Annotated in this window: 18 protein-coding genes; 4 read left to right on the top strand and 14 right to left on the bottom strand. The window is 72.7% G+C overall.

Annotation, left to right across the window (positions count from 1 at the left end; translation table 11 throughout):
* Window position 1: 1 nt before the first annotated feature.
* The 5 genes from ACH4VO_RS14620 to ACH4VO_RS14600 are packed head-to-tail and all read right to left on the bottom strand — an operon-like array spanning window position 2 to window position 2391.
* Window positions 2-949 (bottom strand): hypothetical protein, encoded by a 948-nt coding sequence (locus tag ACH4VO_RS14620; RefSeq protein ID WP_360998091.1) that lies wholly within the window; start codon window positions 947-949, stop codon window positions 2-4.
* A complete protein-coding gene (locus ACH4VO_RS14615; RefSeq protein ID WP_360998089.1) occupies window positions 946-1359 on the bottom strand; it encodes a hypothetical protein in 414 nt (137 codons plus the stop codon). Before ACH4VO_RS14615 ends, ACH4VO_RS14620 begins: the two co-directional genes overlap by 4 nt.
* A complete protein-coding gene (locus tag ACH4VO_RS14610) occupies window positions 1359-1772 on the bottom strand; it encodes a hypothetical protein (RefSeq protein WP_360998087.1) in 414 nt (137 codons plus the stop codon). The genes ACH4VO_RS14615 and ACH4VO_RS14610 overlap by 1 nt, the downstream gene beginning before the upstream one ends.
* Window positions 1772-2140: a DsrE family protein gene (locus ACH4VO_RS14605; protein WP_360998085.1), complete on the bottom strand. Its 369-nt coding sequence runs from the start codon at window positions 2138-2140 to the stop codon at window positions 1772-1774. The genes ACH4VO_RS14610 and ACH4VO_RS14605 overlap by 1 nt, the downstream gene beginning before the upstream one ends.
* A complete protein-coding gene (locus tag ACH4VO_RS14600; RefSeq protein ID WP_360998083.1) occupies window positions 2140-2391 on the bottom strand; it encodes an acyl carrier protein in 252 nt (83 codons plus the stop codon). Before ACH4VO_RS14600 ends, ACH4VO_RS14605 begins: the two co-directional genes overlap by 1 nt.
* Window positions 2392-2616: 225 nt before the next feature.
* Here ACH4VO_RS14600 and ACH4VO_RS14595 point away from each other — a divergent pair, with 225 nt between their 5' ends.
* From ACH4VO_RS14595 to ACH4VO_RS14585, 3 genes are read left to right on the top strand one after another with little or no spacing between them, the layout of a single operon-like run.
* Window positions 2617-3747 carry a beta-ketoacyl synthase N-terminal-like domain-containing protein gene (locus ACH4VO_RS14595; protein WP_360998082.1) on the top strand — a complete coding sequence of 377 codons (1131 nt, stop codon included), beginning with the start codon at window positions 2617-2619 and terminating at the stop codon, window positions 3745-3747.
* A complete protein-coding gene (locus ACH4VO_RS14590) occupies window positions 3744-4766 on the top strand; it encodes a beta-ketoacyl synthase N-terminal-like domain-containing protein (protein WP_360998080.1) in 1023 nt (340 codons plus the stop codon). Before ACH4VO_RS14595 ends, ACH4VO_RS14590 begins: the two co-directional genes overlap by 4 nt.
* A gap of 32 nt (window positions 4767-4798) precedes the next feature.
* Entirely contained in the window at window positions 4799-5761 is a 963-nt protein-coding gene (locus ACH4VO_RS14585; RefSeq protein WP_360998078.1) for a hypothetical protein, read from the top strand.
* A gap of 59 nt (window positions 5762-5820) precedes the next feature.
* On the opposite strand, the gene ACH4VO_RS14580 is transcribed toward ACH4VO_RS14585, so the two are convergent.
* From ACH4VO_RS14580 to ACH4VO_RS14550, 7 genes are all read right to left on the bottom strand, one after another.
* Window positions 5821-6591: a thioesterase domain-containing protein gene (locus tag ACH4VO_RS14580; protein ID WP_360998076.1), complete on the bottom strand. Its 771-nt coding sequence runs from the start codon at window positions 6589-6591 to the stop codon at window positions 5821-5823.
* A gap of 22 nt (window positions 6592-6613) precedes the next feature.
* A complete protein-coding gene (locus ACH4VO_RS14575) occupies window positions 6614-6832 on the bottom strand; it encodes an MbtH family protein (protein ID WP_069171823.1) in 219 nt (72 codons plus the stop codon).
* Between the two features lie 106 nt (window positions 6833-6938).
* The gene (locus ACH4VO_RS14570) at window positions 6939-7259 is read right to left on the bottom strand and encodes a LysR family transcriptional regulator (RefSeq protein ID WP_360998075.1); all 321 of its coding nucleotides are present in this window, start codon (window positions 7257-7259) and stop codon (window positions 6939-6941) included.
* Window positions 7260-7526: 267 nt separating this feature from the next.
* Window positions 7527-9686 carry an MMPL family transporter gene (locus tag ACH4VO_RS14565; protein ID WP_360998073.1) on the bottom strand — a complete coding sequence of 720 codons (2160 nt, stop codon included), beginning with the start codon at window positions 9684-9686 and terminating at the stop codon, window positions 7527-7529.
* 130 nt (window positions 9687-9816) lie between these two features.
* Window positions 9817-9999, bottom strand: coding sequence for an acyl-CoA carboxylase epsilon subunit (locus ACH4VO_RS14560; protein ID WP_398440949.1), 183 nt, complete (start codon window positions 9997-9999; stop codon window positions 9817-9819).
* Window positions 10000-10025: 26 nt separating this feature from the next.
* Complete coding sequence (locus ACH4VO_RS14555) at window positions 10026-11573, bottom strand: acyl-CoA carboxylase subunit beta (protein WP_398440946.1); 1548 nt, start codon at window positions 11571-11573, stop codon at window positions 10026-10028.
* Window positions 11554-12648: a polyprenyl synthetase family protein gene (locus ACH4VO_RS14550; protein WP_360996045.1), complete on the bottom strand. Its 1095-nt coding sequence runs from the start codon at window positions 12646-12648 to the stop codon at window positions 11554-11556. The genes ACH4VO_RS14555 and ACH4VO_RS14550 overlap by 20 nt, the downstream gene beginning before the upstream one ends.
* Before the next feature lie 357 nt (window positions 12649-13005).
* On the opposite strand from ACH4VO_RS14550, the gene ACH4VO_RS14545 reads away from it, so the two are divergent.
* Window positions 13006-13251, top strand: a complete 246-nt coding sequence (locus tag ACH4VO_RS14545; RefSeq protein ID WP_360996043.1) for a hypothetical protein — start codon at window positions 13006-13008, stop codon at window positions 13249-13251.
* Between the two features lie 15 nt (window positions 13252-13266).
* Here the strand turns inward: ACH4VO_RS14545 and ACH4VO_RS14540 are convergent, their stop codons facing one another.
* Together ACH4VO_RS14540 and ACH4VO_RS14535 are read right to left on the bottom strand one after the other, a co-directional pair.
* Window positions 13267-15216: a BTAD domain-containing putative transcriptional regulator gene (locus tag ACH4VO_RS14540; protein WP_360996040.1), complete on the bottom strand. Its 1950-nt coding sequence runs from the start codon at window positions 15214-15216 to the stop codon at window positions 13267-13269.
* Window positions 15217-15272: 56 nt separating this feature from the next.
* The gene (locus ACH4VO_RS14535) at window positions 15273-16007 is read right to left on the bottom strand and encodes an IclR family transcriptional regulator (RefSeq protein WP_398440945.1); all 735 of its coding nucleotides are present in this window, start codon (window positions 16005-16007) and stop codon (window positions 15273-15275) included.
* Between the last annotated feature and the right edge of the window lie 253 nt (window positions 16008-16260).

Raw genomic sequence — 16260 nt, 5'->3', positions numbered from 1 at the left:
GTCAGCGGGCCGCGGCCGTCCGGTCGACCTGGGCGCGCGGCCTGCTCGAACCGATGAGGGCGCCGACCGTCATGACGCACCGGTCCCCGTCCCAGGTCTCCCCGGAGACGAAGACGTTGTCGGCCATCAGCCGGTCGATGCGCGCCACATGGCGCAGCACCGCTCCGGGCCGGACCTCGCCGGCGAAGCGGCAGTGCCGGAACGCCGCGGCGACCTGCACTCCCCCGGTGGTTCCGCTCGACAGCCACAGGAGCACCGAGGACTGCCCGAAGGACTCCAGCATGAGCGCCCGGGGATACATGTACCGGGACAGCGGCAGGCCGTCCGCCATCGCGGCGTAACACGGCTCGGACCCGGAGACGGCCTTGAGCGTCGTGATCTCCCGGCCGGGGTCGAAGGCCTCCACCCGGTCGACCAGCAGCATCGGGTGGCGTACGGGCAGCCGGTCCAGGATCGCGGCGTAGTCCGGTCCGGACGCGGTGGCGGGTACCGGGGGCGGCCCGCCCGCGGGAGCGAGCCGGTCGGACAGGACGGCGTCCCGGCCGCCGAGCACCACCTTCGCGGCGACGACCGGGACGCCGTCCTGGCGTACGCCGTCGGCGGTGACCAGCCATCGTCCGTCCGCGGTCTGCGCGGCGGTGACGTCGAGGCGGACCTCGTCGCCGCCCTGCATGGGCGCCAGCCACCGGCCGGAGGTGACCTCCAGCAGATTCAGCGGCTCGGCGGCGCCGGTCCGGGTCGTCACCGCCTGCCGGATCCCCTCGAGGACGAACACGGCCGGCAGCAGGGTGAGCCCGGGGAAGTGCCCGGCCATGTACGGGTCCTCGGCGCGGACCGTCTTGAACGTACGGAACCGCAGGCCCGGCCCGCCCGGGCACACCTCGATCCGGTCGACCGCGCGCAGCGGGGTGGCGAAGGTGTGCGGCGCCCCGGCCGGCCCGCCGCTCATATGAACCACACGTGGTCGTACGCGGGCCAGCGGGCCGCCAGTTCCGCCGGGTCCAGACACGTCGTGCCCGGCACCAGGTCCCCGGGCGTGAAACCGAGCGCGGTGAGCGCGGCCCCGTCCACGAAGACCTCGAAGCCCTCGTCGACCAGGTCCCGTACGGAACCCCGGTAGTCCGGCAGCGTGTCCAGGGTCGTGGAGCCGAGCCGCACGGAGGGCACGTACGTGTCCTCCTCGACGGCCATCGTCACCGTCGCGCCGCGCAGTGCGAGATCGACCTGCTCGAACTGGCCGTGCAGGTCGAGCAGTCCGTACAGCGGGTGGAAGAACTGCACCTCGACCGCGCCCCGGTAGGCACGGTCGATGACGCAGAGCACGCGCCTGCGGGGTGCTTCCCGTCGGTCCGTCGTCATCAGGCACCTCCGAGGTAGAGCGTCTGCCGGGCCGCGTCCATGGTCCCCGCCAGCCGGAGCGGCGAGCGGTGCCGCACCTGCGGGATGTGGTGGGTCGCGCCGCGCTCCTCGGAGCACGCGGTGCACGCGATCCAGGCGAAACGGCCCTTGCCGTCGGCGGTCAGCTGCCGGACGAGGGCCGAGGTGGAGGGGTAGTGCCCCTCGGGATCACGGGTGTTCGGCAGCTTGGTGTCGCCGAACGTGTCCTGGGTGAGCATGTTGGCGTAGCCGCACGCCCAGACGCGTACCGAGCCGCCGTTCTCCAGCACCGCGTGCGAGAGCCGCAGCGCCGAGGTGACCACGTCACCGGAGTGCGGGGCCGCCGTCATGATCAGCAGCAGGTCCCAGACGCGGCGCTTCATCGGAGTACCCATCAGTGCCACACCCCCTTGCAGTCGTCCTCGGCCAGGGCGGCCGCGACGCTGTCCATGCCCGCGATCCTCACGTGCGGTGACAGCCGGGTGGGGGCCAGCGCGCGCTGCGCCGCGGAGAAGTCGTCCACCAGGACCTCGACCCCCGCCTCGGCGAGCCGCCCGATCTCCGGCACGTCGGTTCCCACCGCGCTGAGCACCCCGTCCTCGACGAGGTAGACCCGTACCCGGTGGCCGGCTTCGGCCAGCGCGACGGCGTCCAGGAGGAAGGTGCCCGCGTTGGGGCCCGCCCAGGTGCCCTTGCTCTCGATCAGGAGGTAGGAGGCGGCGGTCCCGCCGGTGTCCGCGGTCCGGACCGGCTGCGCCTCCATCAACCGCTCAGCTTCCGGCTGAGCAGTTCGCGGATGTCGGTGAAGGTCCGGAGCTCGACGAGCTCCTCCTCGGGGATCCTGATCCCGTAGCGCTGCTCCAGCGTGACGGCGAGCTCCAGCGCGACGACCGAGTCGACACCCAGCTCCTCGATGAGGAGCGCGTCGTCGGTCAGGGCCGTGGACTCGACGTCCAGGGTGTCCGCCACCATGTCCCGCAGCTCCGACGTGTCCAGCGTGCTTTCGACCGTCACCGGATCCCCTTTCCTTCGCATATTCATATTCGACTCCGCTTCATAAGGAGTTCTATTTCCTTTTTTACGGAGCCGGACCGATCGCCCCGAATCGTATGGGAGGCCGCCGAACGCCCGGCCCTTTCCTGCAGGTACTTGCAGGGATAACGGCCGTCGGGCATCCACGACGGCACTCTGGTCGCTATCGGTCAATTTATTCCGCACGTACGAAGGAGTGGGGTGCCGGTGACGGTCGTTGTCACGGGACTGGGGGCGATGACCTGCTTCGGCAGCGGGGTCGACGCGCTGTGGGAGGGGCTGTTGCGCGCCGACCGCCGGCCGGAGCCCGCGCCGGACGGCTGCGGGCTGCCGGAGCATCCGCGGCTGTACGCCGCCCCGCCCGGAGCCGGTGCCCCCGGACGTACCAGTTCGCTGGTCGTCGAGGCGGTCGCGGAGGCCGTCGCCGAGGCCCGGCTGACCCGGGAGGACCTGTTCGACGCCGGCCTCACCGTCGGCACGTCGCTCGGCGACATCGACCTGGCCGAGCTGCCGGACGGGCCGGAGCGCCGGACCGCCACGCACGGGGTGACCGCGGTGGTCGCCGACCGGTTCGGCATCGGGGGGTGCGCCCACACCCTGTCCACCGCCTGCTCCGCCGGAGCGTACGCGGTGGGCTGGGGCGCCCGGCTGATCGAGACGGGGCAGGCCGACATCGTCGTCGCCTGCGGCGGCGACGCCTTCTCCCGGGTCGCCGTCGGCACGCTCCACCGGTTCGGGCTGCTGGACCCCGAGTGCTGCCGGCCCTTCGACACCGGGCGCGCGGGCATGGTCACCGGTGAGGGCGCCGCGGCCGTGGTGCTGGAGTCCGCCGAGTCCGCCCGGCGCCGGGGGGTGAGCGCCCAGGCGGCACTCACCGGCCAGGGATGGAGCTGCGACGCCCACCACCCGATGGCCCCGGAGCCGTCCGGCGGGCAGCTGCGGCGTGCGGCGGCCCAGGCCCTCGCCACCTCGGGGCTCCCCGGAGCCGTGGTCCTGCACCGCGCCGGGGTGGCGCTCAACGACTCCGTGGAGAGCACGGCCGTCAGCGAGGCCGTCACCGCCGCCGGCGGCGACATCGCCCGGACGGCCGGTTACGCGCCGAAGGCGGTCATGGGCCACACGGCGGGAGCGGCCGGGGTGTTCGGCTGTGTCATAGCCGCCCGGATGCTGCGCACCGGCCTGGTGCCACCGAACGCCCACGTCACCGAGGTCGATCCCACCTGCCCGATGGACGTCCCCCGCGTGGGGCCCGTGCCGCTGCCCCGCCCGGCCGTGCTGGTCAGCGGGACCGGCTTCGGGGCCAACAACGCGGTGCTCGCCTGGGAGGCCGTGGCGTGAACATCCTGATCACGGGCGCCGGCGCGGTCGCGGAGACTCCCCCGGACGCGGCGCGGGACAGGGACCCGGCCTGGTTCGACCCCGCCGCACACCTCGGTCGGCGCGGCTGGAAGTACTTCGGCCCGGCCACCCGCTACCTCCTGGCCGCCGGCCATCAGGCGCTCGGCCGCCGCCACGACGACCCGCCCCTGGACGGCGATCCGAGCCTGCGCCTCGGCGTGGTCACGGGCACCCAGTTCGCGATCGCCCGTGCGCACCGCCGGATGGACGACACCCTGCGCACGGAGGGCGTCCGGGCCATCAGCCCGGCCGAGGTCCCCGCCTTCTCGATGAGCACCCCCGGCAGCCAGCTCGCCATCAGCACCGGGGCCCGGGCGTTCTCGGTCACGCTGACCAATCCCGTCACCGCGGGGCTGGAGGCCGTGCACTTCGCGCTCACGGCGCTGCGGACCGGCCGTGCGGACCGGGTGGTGGCCGCGGCGACCGACCAGGCGCCCGAAGGGGACGAGGGGGACGGCCTGCTGGACGGCGCCGCCGCCGTCGTCCTGTCCACGCCGGACGCGGCCGGCCGGGCCGGCGCGCTCGCCGAGATCACCGGCGGCCTCTCCCGCTTCCTGCCGCGGGGTCCCGCCGGCCGGCGGGACCCCGCGGCCGTCGCGGCGGCCGGCACGCGCGTCGCCGCCCTGGCCGCCGGCGCGCACGGTGTACGGCTCGTCGTCAGCGCACCGCCCGGGGCCGCGCCGCTCGCTGCGGCGGTGCTCGACGCCGTCACCGCGGCGATCGCCGCGTCCGGGGGTTCGCTCTGCGGCTCCGGCGGGCAATTCACCGAGGCCCGGCACTGCACCGCCTCGGGAATTCTGGAGCTGACAGCGCTGGCGCGGGCGGGAGGGACCGCGCTCCTGGTCTCCGTCTCCGCATCGGGGCATCTCACCGCCATAGCACTGGGCAGCCCGGGAGAACCTGGATTTCACCATTCTTCCGCAACCGAATTCCCCACGAAAGGAGGTGGGGTACTTTGACCGCTGATGACCGGTCAGATAGCATGCCGATCATGACAGTAATGGCGGCACAGCCGACCTCACGGCTGATCAAGATGCGCAGAATATGCGGCTACGGCACCGTGGTCGCGGTTATGCCGTACATGCTGATCAAAATCGTCTGGACATTCGGAATCTTCCTCCCGAACGAGGAAATGGGCGAGGCGGACTGGCGTGCGATCAATGCCACGACTGCGGTGCTCGCCGCCGTGGGGATCATGCTGGCGGTGGCCTTCATGCAGCCCTGGGGCGAGAGGCTTCCGGCCTGGCTGATCGTCCTGCCCGTCTGGGTGGGCACCGGCCTGCTCATCCCGATGCTGGTCCTGGCACCGGTGCTCGGCCCGGCCGCCATGTCCCAGGACGAGCAGGCCGACGCCTCCAACGACCTGTGGGCGTACGAGCAGGTGCTCGTCATGATCTCGCTGGTCGGGGTCGGCATCGGCCTGCCCCTCGCGCTCGCCGGGTACGCGCGGGCGCGCTGGCCGGAAGCCCTGAGCGGTCCGGTCGACGGCGGCGAGGCCCCGGGCGGCACCCGGTCGCTGCAGATCACGGTGGCGCGGCTGCTCGCCGCGGGCTGCGTCGCGCTCGGCCTCGTCAAGGTGTTCTGGGCGGCGGGCGCGACGGTGGGGCTCGACGCGGACCGCCTGTCCTACCGCGACATGTGGTGGCACCTGCTGTCCCTGAGCATGGGGGTCTGGGCCTTCCTGGGCGCCTGGGGGCTGCTCGTCCTGACGGGGCGGCGGGGGGCCAGGAAGTTCCTGGTCCCCATGGCGGCGTCCTGGATCTCCTCGGGCATGCTCTTCTCGTACAGCCTCTACAGCCTGCTGACCAACCTCGGCACGAAGCGTCCCGCCCCCGAGAGCGAGGTGGCGCACCTGCTGGCCGGCCAGGCCGGCACGGTCCTGGGTGTGCTCATGGGCATGGTCATCCTGCTGGTGCTGCACGACCGCAGGCGCGCACTGCGCGAGACGGCCTGACGTCCCTTCCCCCCGTACGGTGAACGCCGCGTCGACATGGTCGGCGCGGCGTTCTCACGTCACGGACGGGCCGCGCCCGGGAGGGCTTCCGTGCACCATCTCGGCAGCCCGGACCACACGTCCGTCTCGTAGAAGTGCCCGCCCGGCAGTTCGCAGGACTCGAAGCCGCCGTCCGCCAGGGATCTCCAGTCCGCTTCCACCTCGGCGAAGGGCGCGGTGTCGCCGGAGCCGTAGAGCAGCCGCAGCGGCACGCTCGCCCGGGTCCCCTCGGTGAAGCGGTACGACTCCGACACGGCGAGGTCGGCGCGGAGCAGTTCCACGGCGATGGAGCGGAGTTCGGGTTCGTTGGCCACGACCGCCGGCATCTGCCCGAACGCGCGCATCCAGGCGACGAGGGCGTCGTCGCCGTCGTCCGAGCGGGGGGTGTGGGCCCGGTGGGCCTGGCGCTTGTGGGGCGCCACCCCGCCCGAGACGACGAGCGCGGACGGGGGTGGGACGCCGAGGCGCCCGAGCTGGGCCGCCGTCTCGAAGGCGAGCCAGGACCCCATGCTGTGGCCGAACAGGGTGTAGGGCCGGGAGGTGAGCCCGCGGACGGCGTTCACCACGTCGTCGCGCAGGGCGATCCAGTCCCGCGCGAACGGCGTGCCGAACCGCATCTCCCGCCCCGGATAGCAGATCAGCGCCAACTCCACGTCCGCGGGCATCACGTCGGCCCACCGGCGGAACGGTGCGGTGCCGCCACCGCAGAAGCTCAGGCACACCAGGACCCGGCCGGCGCCCGGACGCGGCCGGGGCCGGTACACCGCCGAGGTGGGGGAGACCGTCTGCATGATCGTCCTTTCCGGCCCCGTCCTACTTCGACTCGGCCATCTGGCGCTGGAGGCTCAGCGGGCGCATGTCGGTCCAGTTCTCGTTGACGTAGTCCAGGCAGGCCTGCCTGCTGTCCTGGCCGTGCTTCACCGTCCAGCCGGCGGGGACCTCGGCGAACGCGGGCCACAGGGAGTGCTGGCCTTCCTCGTTGACCAGCACGTAGTAGGAGGCGTCGTTGTCCTCGAACGGGTTGGTGCTCATCGTTTTCTCTCCAACGTTTCTGGAAGGGGAAGAAGATGGGAAGAGATCTCTGCCGGAACGGCCGCGGAAAGAGCGAACGGCGCCGAAGGAAATCGGCGCACGCCTGTCAGGCGCTGTTCTTCCGGGCCGCCGGCACATCGGCCCCGGCCGGCGTCCGTCCGCACTCCGCGTCCTCGTCCGGGCGCGGACCGCGAATGTCGTTCATCAGCGTCAGAACCGCTTGGGCGGACGGCAGGACCGACCGTCCGCCGCGGGTCAGCCTGGCACCACCGGGGTGCCGGGTGAACAGCTTGAAGCCGAGGGAACGTTCCAGGCACTGGATCTGATAGGTGATCGCCGGCTGGGAATAGCCGAGTTGCCGTGCCGCGGCATCCATCCGTCCGGTTTCCGCGACCGAAACGAAAGCTCTCAACTCACGCTCGTGCATCACACCTCGCATTCGGCCGATACCGCGGCGGGAATTCCGATGACCTGGAACGCCGTATCAAAATCCTACAGACACCCCCGCTGTTCGCTCTCCTCGTCTTTCAGGAAGCTGCACGGCACGCCGGGGGACGGAAGACGCCCGCCCCCGGCCGGGAGTCCGGTCGGGGGCGGGCGGTGATGCGGGGCGGCCCGGAGGGGACAGCCGTCAGGCCAGGTCCCGAAGTGCCGCCTGCCCCGCGGGCGGACGGCACTCCTTCCGGGACACGCCCTACCGGCTCCGGGAGCCGACGAGGTCGTCGGAGCCGTGGCCGGCGAGGGGCTCCGTGCCCTCGCCCGCCACCGCGCCGTCGCGGTTGCCCGGCCACCACGCCTTCGGTCCCGCCAGGGTGGTGACCGCGGGAACGAGGAGGATCGCCATCACGAACGCGCTGAGCAGGATGCCGAAGGCCACGGCGAAACCCATCTGCTTGAGCATCGCGTTGTCCGCGAGCATCAGCACGCCGAAGGTGCCGGCCAGGATGACGGCGGCGGCGCTGATGGTGGGAGCGGAGTGCGTGACGGCCAGCCGGACGGCCTCCTTCGGCTCCTTGCCACTGCTGATCTCCTCGCGCAACCGGGCCACCATCAGGATGTTGTAGTCCGTCCCGATGGCGACGACGAAGAGGTAGACGATCACCGGCAGCATGAACAGCAGCCCGCCCGAACCGCTCTGGAACAGCCAGACCGTGGCACCGAGGGTGCCGCCGAAGCCCAGGCCGACCGAGATCATCAGGTACCAGGGGGCGATGACGCTGCGCAGCATCAGGCCGAGGATGAGCATGATCGCCACCGCGGCGACCGGGAACACGAGCTTGTAGTCGCGGTTCACGGCGGTTCGGACGTCCGCGAGGAGGGCCGTGCTGCCGCCGACGAACTGTTCGGTGCCCTCGGGCGCGGCCTGGTGGACCCGGTCCCGGAGCGCGCCCCCGACGAGCTCCATGGCCCGGTCCTCGGTGGGACGGTAGTCGAGCACGACGCCGTACTGCGCGACCCTGCCGTCGGGGCTGACCACGGCCGGGGCGACCTGGGCCACCCCGCCGACGTCCGCCAGTTCCTTCTGGTAGGCGTCCAGTCCGGCCTTGTCGAGCGCCGTACCACCGGTGGATTTCACGTAGACGAACGTGGGGTCGGACTGGCCGGCCGAGAAGCCGGTCTGGAAGTCCTCCATGGCCTGCACGGATTCCAGGGTGTCCGGGAGCGAGCTCTCCGTGTCGTACTCCGCGCGGAAGCCGAACACTCCCGAGGCGAGCGCCACGAGGACCAGGCCGGAGACGCCGGCGATGAGCCCGGGCCTGCGGGAGGCGAAGCTGCCGACCCGGCCCGAGAGCGCGTTCTTCGGCTGGGTGCGCCAGGCCTTCGAGGGCCAGAACGCCTTGGTGCCCAGCAGCGAGAACACGGCCGGCACGAGGGTGAGCGCGGAGATCAGCGTGACGGCGACGGCGAGCGCCAGCGACAGGCCCATGCTGCTGAGCATGCCCATGGACGACAGCAGCAGGGAGAGGAACGCGGCGATGACGACGCCCGCGGCGGAGGCGATGGTCTCGCCGACCCGGCCGGCGGCGGTGGCCAGCGCCTCCTTGGCCTCCATGCCGTTCCTCAGGTGCTCCCGGTACCGGAACAGCAGGAACAGCGTGTAGTCCGTGCCGACGCCGAAGAGCACCACGATGAGGATGGCGGAGATGGAGGCGGGTGCCCGCATGCCCGCGAGCTCCACGGCGGTGGCGATGACGCCCATGGTGACCATGAACACGACCCCGATGACGAGGACGGGCATCAGGGCGATGACCGGGCTGCGGAAGATGGCCAGCAGCAGCACGATGATGAGGACCAGGGTGGCCATCATGACCATGGCGTCGGTGCTGTCCGACGCCTCCATCGAGTCCAGCACGGTGGCGGCCGGGCCCGTGTAGGCCCACTCCAGCCCGCTGCCCCCGATCCGGTCGGCGGTCGCGGTGCGGAGCTCACCGACGGATGCGACCAGGGTCTCGTCGTTGGCCTTCTGCGTGGAGGCGAACACGTGGACGAGGGCGATCTTCCCGTCCGGTGAGACCGCCTTCGGGTCGGCCACCACCTCGGTGATCTTCGGGAACTTCTCGTCCCCCAGGGCGGCCGCGATCTCGCCGGCCTTCTGCGTGTCGGCCGCCGTCAGCTTGCCGCCGTCGGCGCGCTGGACGACGCCGATGGCCGCGGGCTGCCGGCTCTGCGGAAAGGCGTCCTGCTGGAGCTGCACCGCGCGGACCGACTCGTAGTGCGACGGGAGGAACTCCGCCTGGTCGTCGGTCGGCTTCAGCTGCGGAGCCAGCGCGATCAGGGCGGTGGTCGCCAGTAGCCACAGCACGACGACCGACCATGGGCGGTTCACCGAGAACCGCCCGATCCCTCGGAACATGGGATTCCTCCACGTCTTCACCCGCGGCTCGTCCCGCCGCGTATCTGCACTCGGACCTTTTGACGGCCACGTTGCGCAACGTGCCCGCCGACATCAAGTAGGCGTGCAACGACCTGCATCCGCCCGCCGGTCAGCGTCCGCCCCGCCAGGAGACACGGGAGGAGGCCGGGGCCTCCGCCCGGCGCCACGGCGCACGCGCGGGCGCCGTCGCACCCGGGGTGGTCGCTCCGGACCGCTGGACGGCGGCGAGCACGACCGCGACCGCGGCCGCCAGTTCCTCGGGCGTCGGCGAGCCGTGGACGACTCTCAGCAGGGAACCGCCCTGCACGGGCCCGGCGTTCACGCGGGCTGGTTGCCGTGCTTGCGGGAGGGCAGGTCCGCGTGTTTGAGCCGCAGCATCTCCAGGGAGCGGATGAGCAGGTGCCGCGTCTCGGCGGGATCGACGACGTCGTCGACCAGGCCGCGCTCGGCCGCGTAGTAGGGGTGCATGAGCTCGGCCTTGTACTCCTTGACCAACTGGCCGCGCGTCGTCTCGGGGTCGTCGGAGGCGGCGATCTCGCGGCGGAAGATGACGTTGGCGGCGCCTTCGGCGCCCATGACGGCGATCTCGTTGGTGGGCCACGCGTAGGACAGGTCGGCTCCGATGGAGGTGGAGTCCATGACGATGTACGCGCCTCCGTAGGCCTTGCGCAGGATCAGCGAGATCCGCGGCACGGTGGCGTTGCAGTACGCGTACAGGAGCTTGGCCCCGTGGCGGATGATCCCGCCGTGCTCCTGGTCGACGCCCGGCAGGAAGCCGGGTACGTCCACGAGCGTGACCAGCGGGATGTTGAAGGCGTCGCAGAACTGGACGAACCGCGCGCCCTTCTCCGAGGAGTGGATGTCCAGCACCCCGGCGTACGAGAGGGGCTGGCTGCCCACGATGCCCACGACGTGGCCGTCCAGGCGGGCCAGCGCGCAGATGATGTTGGTGGCCCAGCGTTCGTGGACCTCGAGGAAGTCGCCGTCGTCGACGAGTTCCTCGATGACCTTGTGCATGTCGTAGGGGCGGTTGCCGTCAGCCGGGACGAGGTCGAGGAGGGCGTCGCCGCGCCGGTCGGCGGGGTCGTCGCTCGCCACGACCGGAGGGTTCTCCCGGTTGTTCGAGGGGAGCATGCCGATCAGGTAGCGGACCTCGGCGATGCAGGTCTCCTCGTCGTCGTACGCGAAGTGCGCGACGCCCGAGGTCTCGGCGTGCACGTCCGCGCCACCGAGCCCGTTCTGCGTGATCTCCTCACCGGTGACCGCCTTGACCACGTCCGGCCCCGTGATGAACATCTGCGAGGTCTCACGGACCATGAACACGAAGTCGGTCAGAGCCGGACTGTAGGCCGCGCCCCCCGCGCACGGACCGAGCATCACACTGATCTGCGGGATCACACCCGAGGCCCGCGTGTTGCGCTGGAAGATGCCCCCGTACCCGGCGAGCGCGCTCACACCCTCCTGGATACGCGCCCCGGCACCGTCGTTCAGCGACACCAGCGGAGCCCCCGCCGAGATGGCCATGTCCATGATCTTATGGATCTTCGTCGCGTGCGCCTCACCCAGCGCACCCCCGAAAATCCGGAAATCATGCGCGTAGACGAAGACCGTCCGCCCCTCCACCGTCCCCCAGCCGGTGATCACACCGTCCGTGTACGGCCTCTTCGCCTCCAGGCCGAACCCCGTCGCCCGGTGCCGGCGCAACTGCTCGACCTCCTTGAACGACCCCTCGTCCAGCAGCAGCGCGATACGCTCCCGGGCCGTCAGCTTGCCCTTGGCATGCTGCGCCTCGGTCGCCCGGTCACCCGGCCCGCGCAGTGCTTCGGCGCGGATCGCCGCCAGTTCGTCAACCGTTTCCGTCGGCATGTCCCACCCCTTGTCGTGTCTGCTGGTCAGATCGGTGCCCCGCGTCCACCGTGCGGGCGACGCGCGAGTCGACGTAGTCGCACAGGGCGTGCAGCGCCCGGCGGGCCGGGCCCGGCGGCAGCACGCCCAGCGCCTCCCGGGCCAGGCGCAGCCGGTGACCCATATGCGCCGCGGCCGCCGCCGGGGCGGGCGAGGCGGCGAACAGGTCCAGGGCGCGCCTGCGGTCCTCGGGGTCGTCCAGCGGCCCGGACGACAGCAGCTTCCGCAGCTCGGCACCGGCCGGCCGCCGGTCGGTGGCGGCCAGGACCACCGGCAGACTGGGAACCCCGGCGGCCAGGTCCTTGCCGAGTTCCTTGCCGGTGCTCGACGCGGGCGCGACCAGGTCGAGAAGGTCGTCGGATATCTGGAAGGCGACGCCCAGCTGACGGCCGTACGCGTCGAGGGCGGCTCCGTACGCGGCCGGGGCACCGGCGTGGAGTGCACCGGCGCTCAGCGCCATGGCCAGCAGGGACGCGGTCTTGCCCGAGGTGACCCGGAAGAAGTGGTCCACGGGGTCCTCGGCCTCGCCGGGCCCCGTCATCTCGCGCAGCTGGCCCTCGACGAGCTCGCTCGCCACGTCGGCCTGGAGCCGCACCATCTCCGGGCCCAGTTCGGCGGCGAGACGGGCCGCCCGGGCGAGCAGCCAGTTGCCGCCCGCCACGGCCAGCCGGGCGCCCCAGAGCGCGTTGACACTGGCCACTCCGTGCCTCAGCTCGGCCCCGTCCATCACGTCGTCGTGGTGGAGGGAGGAGATGTGGACGAGCTCGGCGATCACGGCGGCCTCCACGACGCCGTCCCTCCACGGCTCTCCGAACTCCGCGCCGAGCAGCACGAGCAGGGGGCGCAGCCGTTTGCCGCCCGCCGTCGCGATGTGGCCCACGAGTTCGGCGACACGCGGATCGGGGGCGTCCGCCGCGCAGGCCAGGAGGCGTCTCTCGACGGCGAGCAGCGCGTGCGCCGTCCGTTCCCGGAAGCGCGGGTCGTGCGCGGCCAGGTGGGCCAGCAGTTCGGAACCGGGCAGGGCCGTGGCAGTCATGTCCTCGTCCTCTTCTCGGCGGGCTCGCGGCGTCGCGGGAGGGCACGGCGGGCACGTCACGCTTCAACTCCGGCGGTCCGGCCACCCGCAGGGACCGGACCCCCGGGCGTCCCGGCAGTACGAGGGGGGTCGCCTGCCGGACAGGTGGGCTCCGCGATCGGGGTGAACACCGCACCTGACGCGTTCATGGAACTGCCGGCCCGTCGTGCTCGGCAATACCCGCTTCAGGAAGCTGCCAGCAGGCGGGGCGCCGAGGGCCCCGTGTGCGTCCGGGGGGCCGGAGTATAGAAAAGGCATAGGTATGTACCCAACTCTGGAGGGAACGCCTGGCAGGGGCGGTTCGACGAGGAGGGAAACATGAGCACGGACGCCGCACCGGATCCGACCGAGGTGCCGGACACTCCGGAGCGGACCGGGGCGCAGGGGCACGGGTACGCACCGGCCGACGTCCCCGGCGGGGTGGGGGGAGGTGGACCCGAGGAGGAGGGGTTCCCGGAGGAGGACGCGGTGGCGGACGACGAGGGTTTGCGCTGGGCGGCGTTGCTGGCGGCGTTCATCAATGACGTACAGCCCCCGCCGGCCGGCCCTCCGCCGGCCGGCTGACCGGGGGCGTCCGCGTCAGGGGCCGCCGACGACCGACGCCGTCCCGCGGGCCATCAGTCTGACCAGCGGTGTGCACCGGTAGCGCTCCTGGACCGGCGCCGCGACGGCCGGCGGGAACGCAGGGGGCGCGCCGGGCGCCGCCTCCGTACCCCCGTCGGTCACCGCGCCCACCAGGGGCTTCCCGGCGACCACCTCCAACAGCCCCGCCTCCACCAGCGCGTCCAGTGCGCCCCGGGCCCGGTCCTCCGACCAGTTGAGCCGCCGCGCGAGGCAGGCCGGTGACACGGAGCCCGGCTCCTTATGGGCCAGCGTGCGCAGGACCGGGCGCAGCGGCGGCTCCAGCCGCATGACGCCCTCTCTCAGGACGGTCCACAACTCGTCGGCCCCCTCCCCCCACTCGTCCGGCCGGACCTCTCCCCTCTCCAGCCGGTCCACCAGCCTGCCCACCGGCCACTGCGGGCGGGCCACCAGCCGCGTCGCGCAGAACCGCAGGGCCAGCGGGAGGCCCTCGCAGAGGTCCAGCAGCCGCCCGGTGGCGCCCGGTTCGGCGGTCAGCCGCTCGCGGCCGACCCGGGAGGCGAGCAGCTCACGCGCCTCCCGGTCGTCGAGCCGTCCGACGGGCACCACCCTGACGCCCTCCATCGAGACGAGCCGGCGGCCGCCGCTGATCAGCACCCGGCAGCCGGGGCCGCTCGCCAGCAGGGGCCGTACCTGGCGTTCGTCCGACGCGTTGTCGAGCACCACGAGGATCCGGCGGCGGGACAGGGCGCTGCGGTAGAGCTGCACGCGTTCCTCCAGCGTGGCGGGCAGGTCCTCCCCCCGGACGGACATCAACGCGCGCAGGAAGCTGCCGAGCACGTCCAGCGGGTCCTTGGCGCGGCCGCCCTCGCCGCGCAGGTCGGTGTAGAGCTGGCCCTGCCGGAAGTCGTCCCGGCAGGCGTGCCCCACGCGCACGGCCAGCGCCGAGGTGCCCACGCCCGCCGCACCGGTCAGGACGACGCCTCGGTAGGGGCTGTGACTGTCCCGCAACTCCTCGACCACACGCGTCAGTTCGGCCCGACGGCCGACGAATCCGGCCGCGTCCACGGGCAGCATCGCCGGGACGAGACCGTTCCAGGGGCTGTCCGCGGCCTTCCACGGACCGCCGGCCGCCGCGTCCGGGCCCGGCGGGGCGCACCCGGCGCGCCGCACGGTCAGCGTCAGGGGTTCGGCGGCGGCCGGACCGGGCAGCTCCTCCAGCAGCACCGCCCGGTGGAGTGCGCGCAGCGACGCCCCCGGGGCCACCCCCAGCTCCTCCTGCAGGACCCGGCGGCCCTGTTCGTACACGCGCAGCGCGTCCATCTGCCGGTCACAGCGGTACAACGCGGTCATCAGGTGGCCGCGCAGCGACTCCCGCGCGGGGTTCTCCGCCACCAGCCGGGTGAGTTCCGGCAGCGCGGTCTCGTGTCTGCCGAGTGCCAGGACCGCCTCCATCCGGTGGTCCAGCGCCCGCAGCCGGGCCTCCTCCAGCAGGGGGAGTTCGGTCAGGGCCAGGACGTCCGTGACGTCCGCGAGAGCCGGACCCCGCCACAGCCGCAGGGCCGGCTCCAGGCATGCGGCGGCCTCCGCGTAACGGTGCTGTGCCAGGTACTGCCGCCCCTGCTCGGCCAGGTGCTGGAACGTCTTCCAGTCGAGCCGCGAGGCCCCCAGGACGAGGCCGTAGCCGCGGTGCCTTCGCACCAGCCGGACCCCGGGCTCGCAGCTGCGCCGCAGCCGCGAGACGTAGGTGTAGAGCTGTGCCGACTTCGTCGCGGGCGGGGTGGGCCCCCACAGCAGTTCGGCGAGCCACCGGTCGGAGACGAACCGCCCCGGGGAGAGGAGGAGCGCCGCCAGTACCGTGCGCTGCTTGGCCGCGGTGAGCGGGACGCGCACTCCCCGCGTCCAGATCTCGGTGGGACCCAGGATCCTGAACTCCGTCTGCGGCATCGGCACGTCCTGCCCTCCCGGCAGGTGGGGCCGCCCCCCGTCCTGTTGGGGGAAGATCATCCGTCGGACGCCTCGCCCAGTCGCAGCGCCGCGTCGATCACGGCGCCACCGAACTCCCGCGCGGGTTCCCTGGACAGCACCGGGACCGGCCCCGACAGCGAGAGCGCCGCGACCACCCGCCCGCCGGGCCCCCGCACGGGAGCGGCCAGCGTGACGACGTCCGTGTCCCAGACGCCGAGACTCTGCGCCCAGCCCCGGCGGCGTACCTGCGTCAGCGCGGCGGCGGTGAAGCGGGCCCGGGAGACGCCCGCGTACAGCACCTCGGGCTGCTCCCAGGCGAGCAGCACCTGGGCCACCGCACCGGAGCGCAGGGAGAAGGCGGTCCCCACCGGCACCGCTTGCTCCCCCGCCACCTCCGCACCGGCCACGCACAACTGCCCTCCCTCGCACCGCCGGTACAGCCGGGCGCTCGCCCCGGTACGGTCGCGCAGCCCGGCCAGTACGGACCCGGCGAGGGCCAGCATCCGGTCGCCGTGCACGACGACCGCCATCTCCCCCAGCCGGGGGCCGAGCTGGAACCGGCCCCTGGCGTCCCGGGTGACGAGCCGCAGGCGCTCCAGGGCCAGGGCCAGCCGGTGGGCGGTGGGGCGCGTCAGCCCCGACACCACGACGATCCTGGAGAGCGAGGCGGGGCCGTCCTCCAGCACGCTCAGCAGCAGGGAGGCCTTGTTCAGCACGCCGACCCCGCTGTCGTGGGGGAGTGCGAGGCCCGGGAAGGACATGGTGGTCATCGAGCACACTCCAGGGACTCGGCCGGTTCGGCCCGCCGGGCGGCGGCCCGCGCGTCCGGGTTCCCCGGAACGGTCGTGTCCGTGCCGGCGGGGCACCCGGCGACGGGGATCAGCGCCTCCTCGCCCACCGCGCCGGCGAGCGGGCACGGCGCGGGAGGGAGGAGCGCGGCACGGCCTCCCGCAGGCGGCGGGACCAGCGGACCTGTGCGGACAACCGCAGCCCTGTGGCGGCGGACCCGTCCGCCGCCCGTGC

Origin of the sequence: Streptomyces sp. NPDC020780 (assembly GCF_044334475.1) — a bacterium.
Taxonomy (GTDB): Bacteria; Actinomycetota; Actinomycetes; order Streptomycetales; family Streptomycetaceae; genus Streptomyces.
The sequence above is the reverse complement of the archived record's forward strand: the minus strand, read 5'-3'. Positions and strand labels throughout refer to the sequence as shown.

Bases quoted from the DNA above. Each gene is read 5' to 3' on its own strand.
- ACH4VO_RS14620 (WP_360998091.1), bottom strand. From the start codon at position 949: ATGAGCGGCGGGCCGGCCGGGGCGCCGCACACCTTCGCCACCCCGCTG.
- ACH4VO_RS14615 (WP_360998089.1), bottom strand. From the start codon at position 1,359: ATGACGACGGACCGACGGGAAGCACCCCGCAGGCGCGTGCTCTGCGTC.
- ACH4VO_RS14610 (WP_360998087.1), bottom strand. From the start codon at position 1,772: ATGGGTACTCCGATGAAGCGCCGCGTCTGGGACCTGCTGCTGATCATG.
- ACH4VO_RS14605 (WP_360998085.1), bottom strand. From the start codon at position 2,140: ATGGAGGCGCAGCCGGTCCGGACCGCGGACACCGGCGGGACCGCCGCC.
- ACH4VO_RS14585 (WP_360998078.1), top strand. From the start codon at position 4,799: ATGACAGTAATGGCGGCACAGCCGACCTCACGGCTGATCAAGATGCGC.
- ACH4VO_RS14580 (WP_360998076.1), bottom strand. From the start codon at position 6,591: ATGCAGACGGTCTCCCCCACCTCGGCGGTGTACCGGCCCCGGCCGCGT.
- ACH4VO_RS14575 (WP_069171823.1), bottom strand. From the start codon at position 6,832: ATGAGCACCAACCCGTTCGAGGACAACGACGCCTCCTACTACGTGCTG.
- ACH4VO_RS14570 (WP_360998075.1), bottom strand. From the start codon at position 7,259: ATGCACGAGCGTGAGTTGAGAGCTTTCGTTTCGGTCGCGGAAACCGGA.
- ACH4VO_RS14565 (WP_360998073.1), bottom strand. From the start codon at position 9,686: ATGTTCCGAGGGATCGGGCGGTTCTCGGTGAACCGCCCATGGTCGGTC.
- ACH4VO_RS14555 (WP_398440946.1), bottom strand. From the start codon at position 11,573: ATGCCGACGGAAACGGTTGACGAACTGGCGGCGATCCGCGCCGAAGCA.
- ACH4VO_RS14550 (WP_360996045.1), bottom strand. From the start codon at position 12,648: ATGACTGCCACGGCCCTGCCCGGTTCCGAACTGCTGGCCCACCTGGCC.
- ACH4VO_RS14545 (WP_360996043.1), top strand. From the start codon at position 13,006: ATGAGCACGGACGCCGCACCGGATCCGACCGAGGTGCCGGACACTCCG.
- ACH4VO_RS14540 (WP_360996040.1), bottom strand. From the start codon at position 15,216: ATGCCGCAGACGGAGTTCAGGATCCTGGGTCCCACCGAGATCTGGACG.
- ACH4VO_RS14535 (WP_398440945.1), bottom strand. From the start codon at position 16,007: ATGACCACCATGTCCTTCCCGGGCCTCGCACTCCCCCACGACAGCGGG.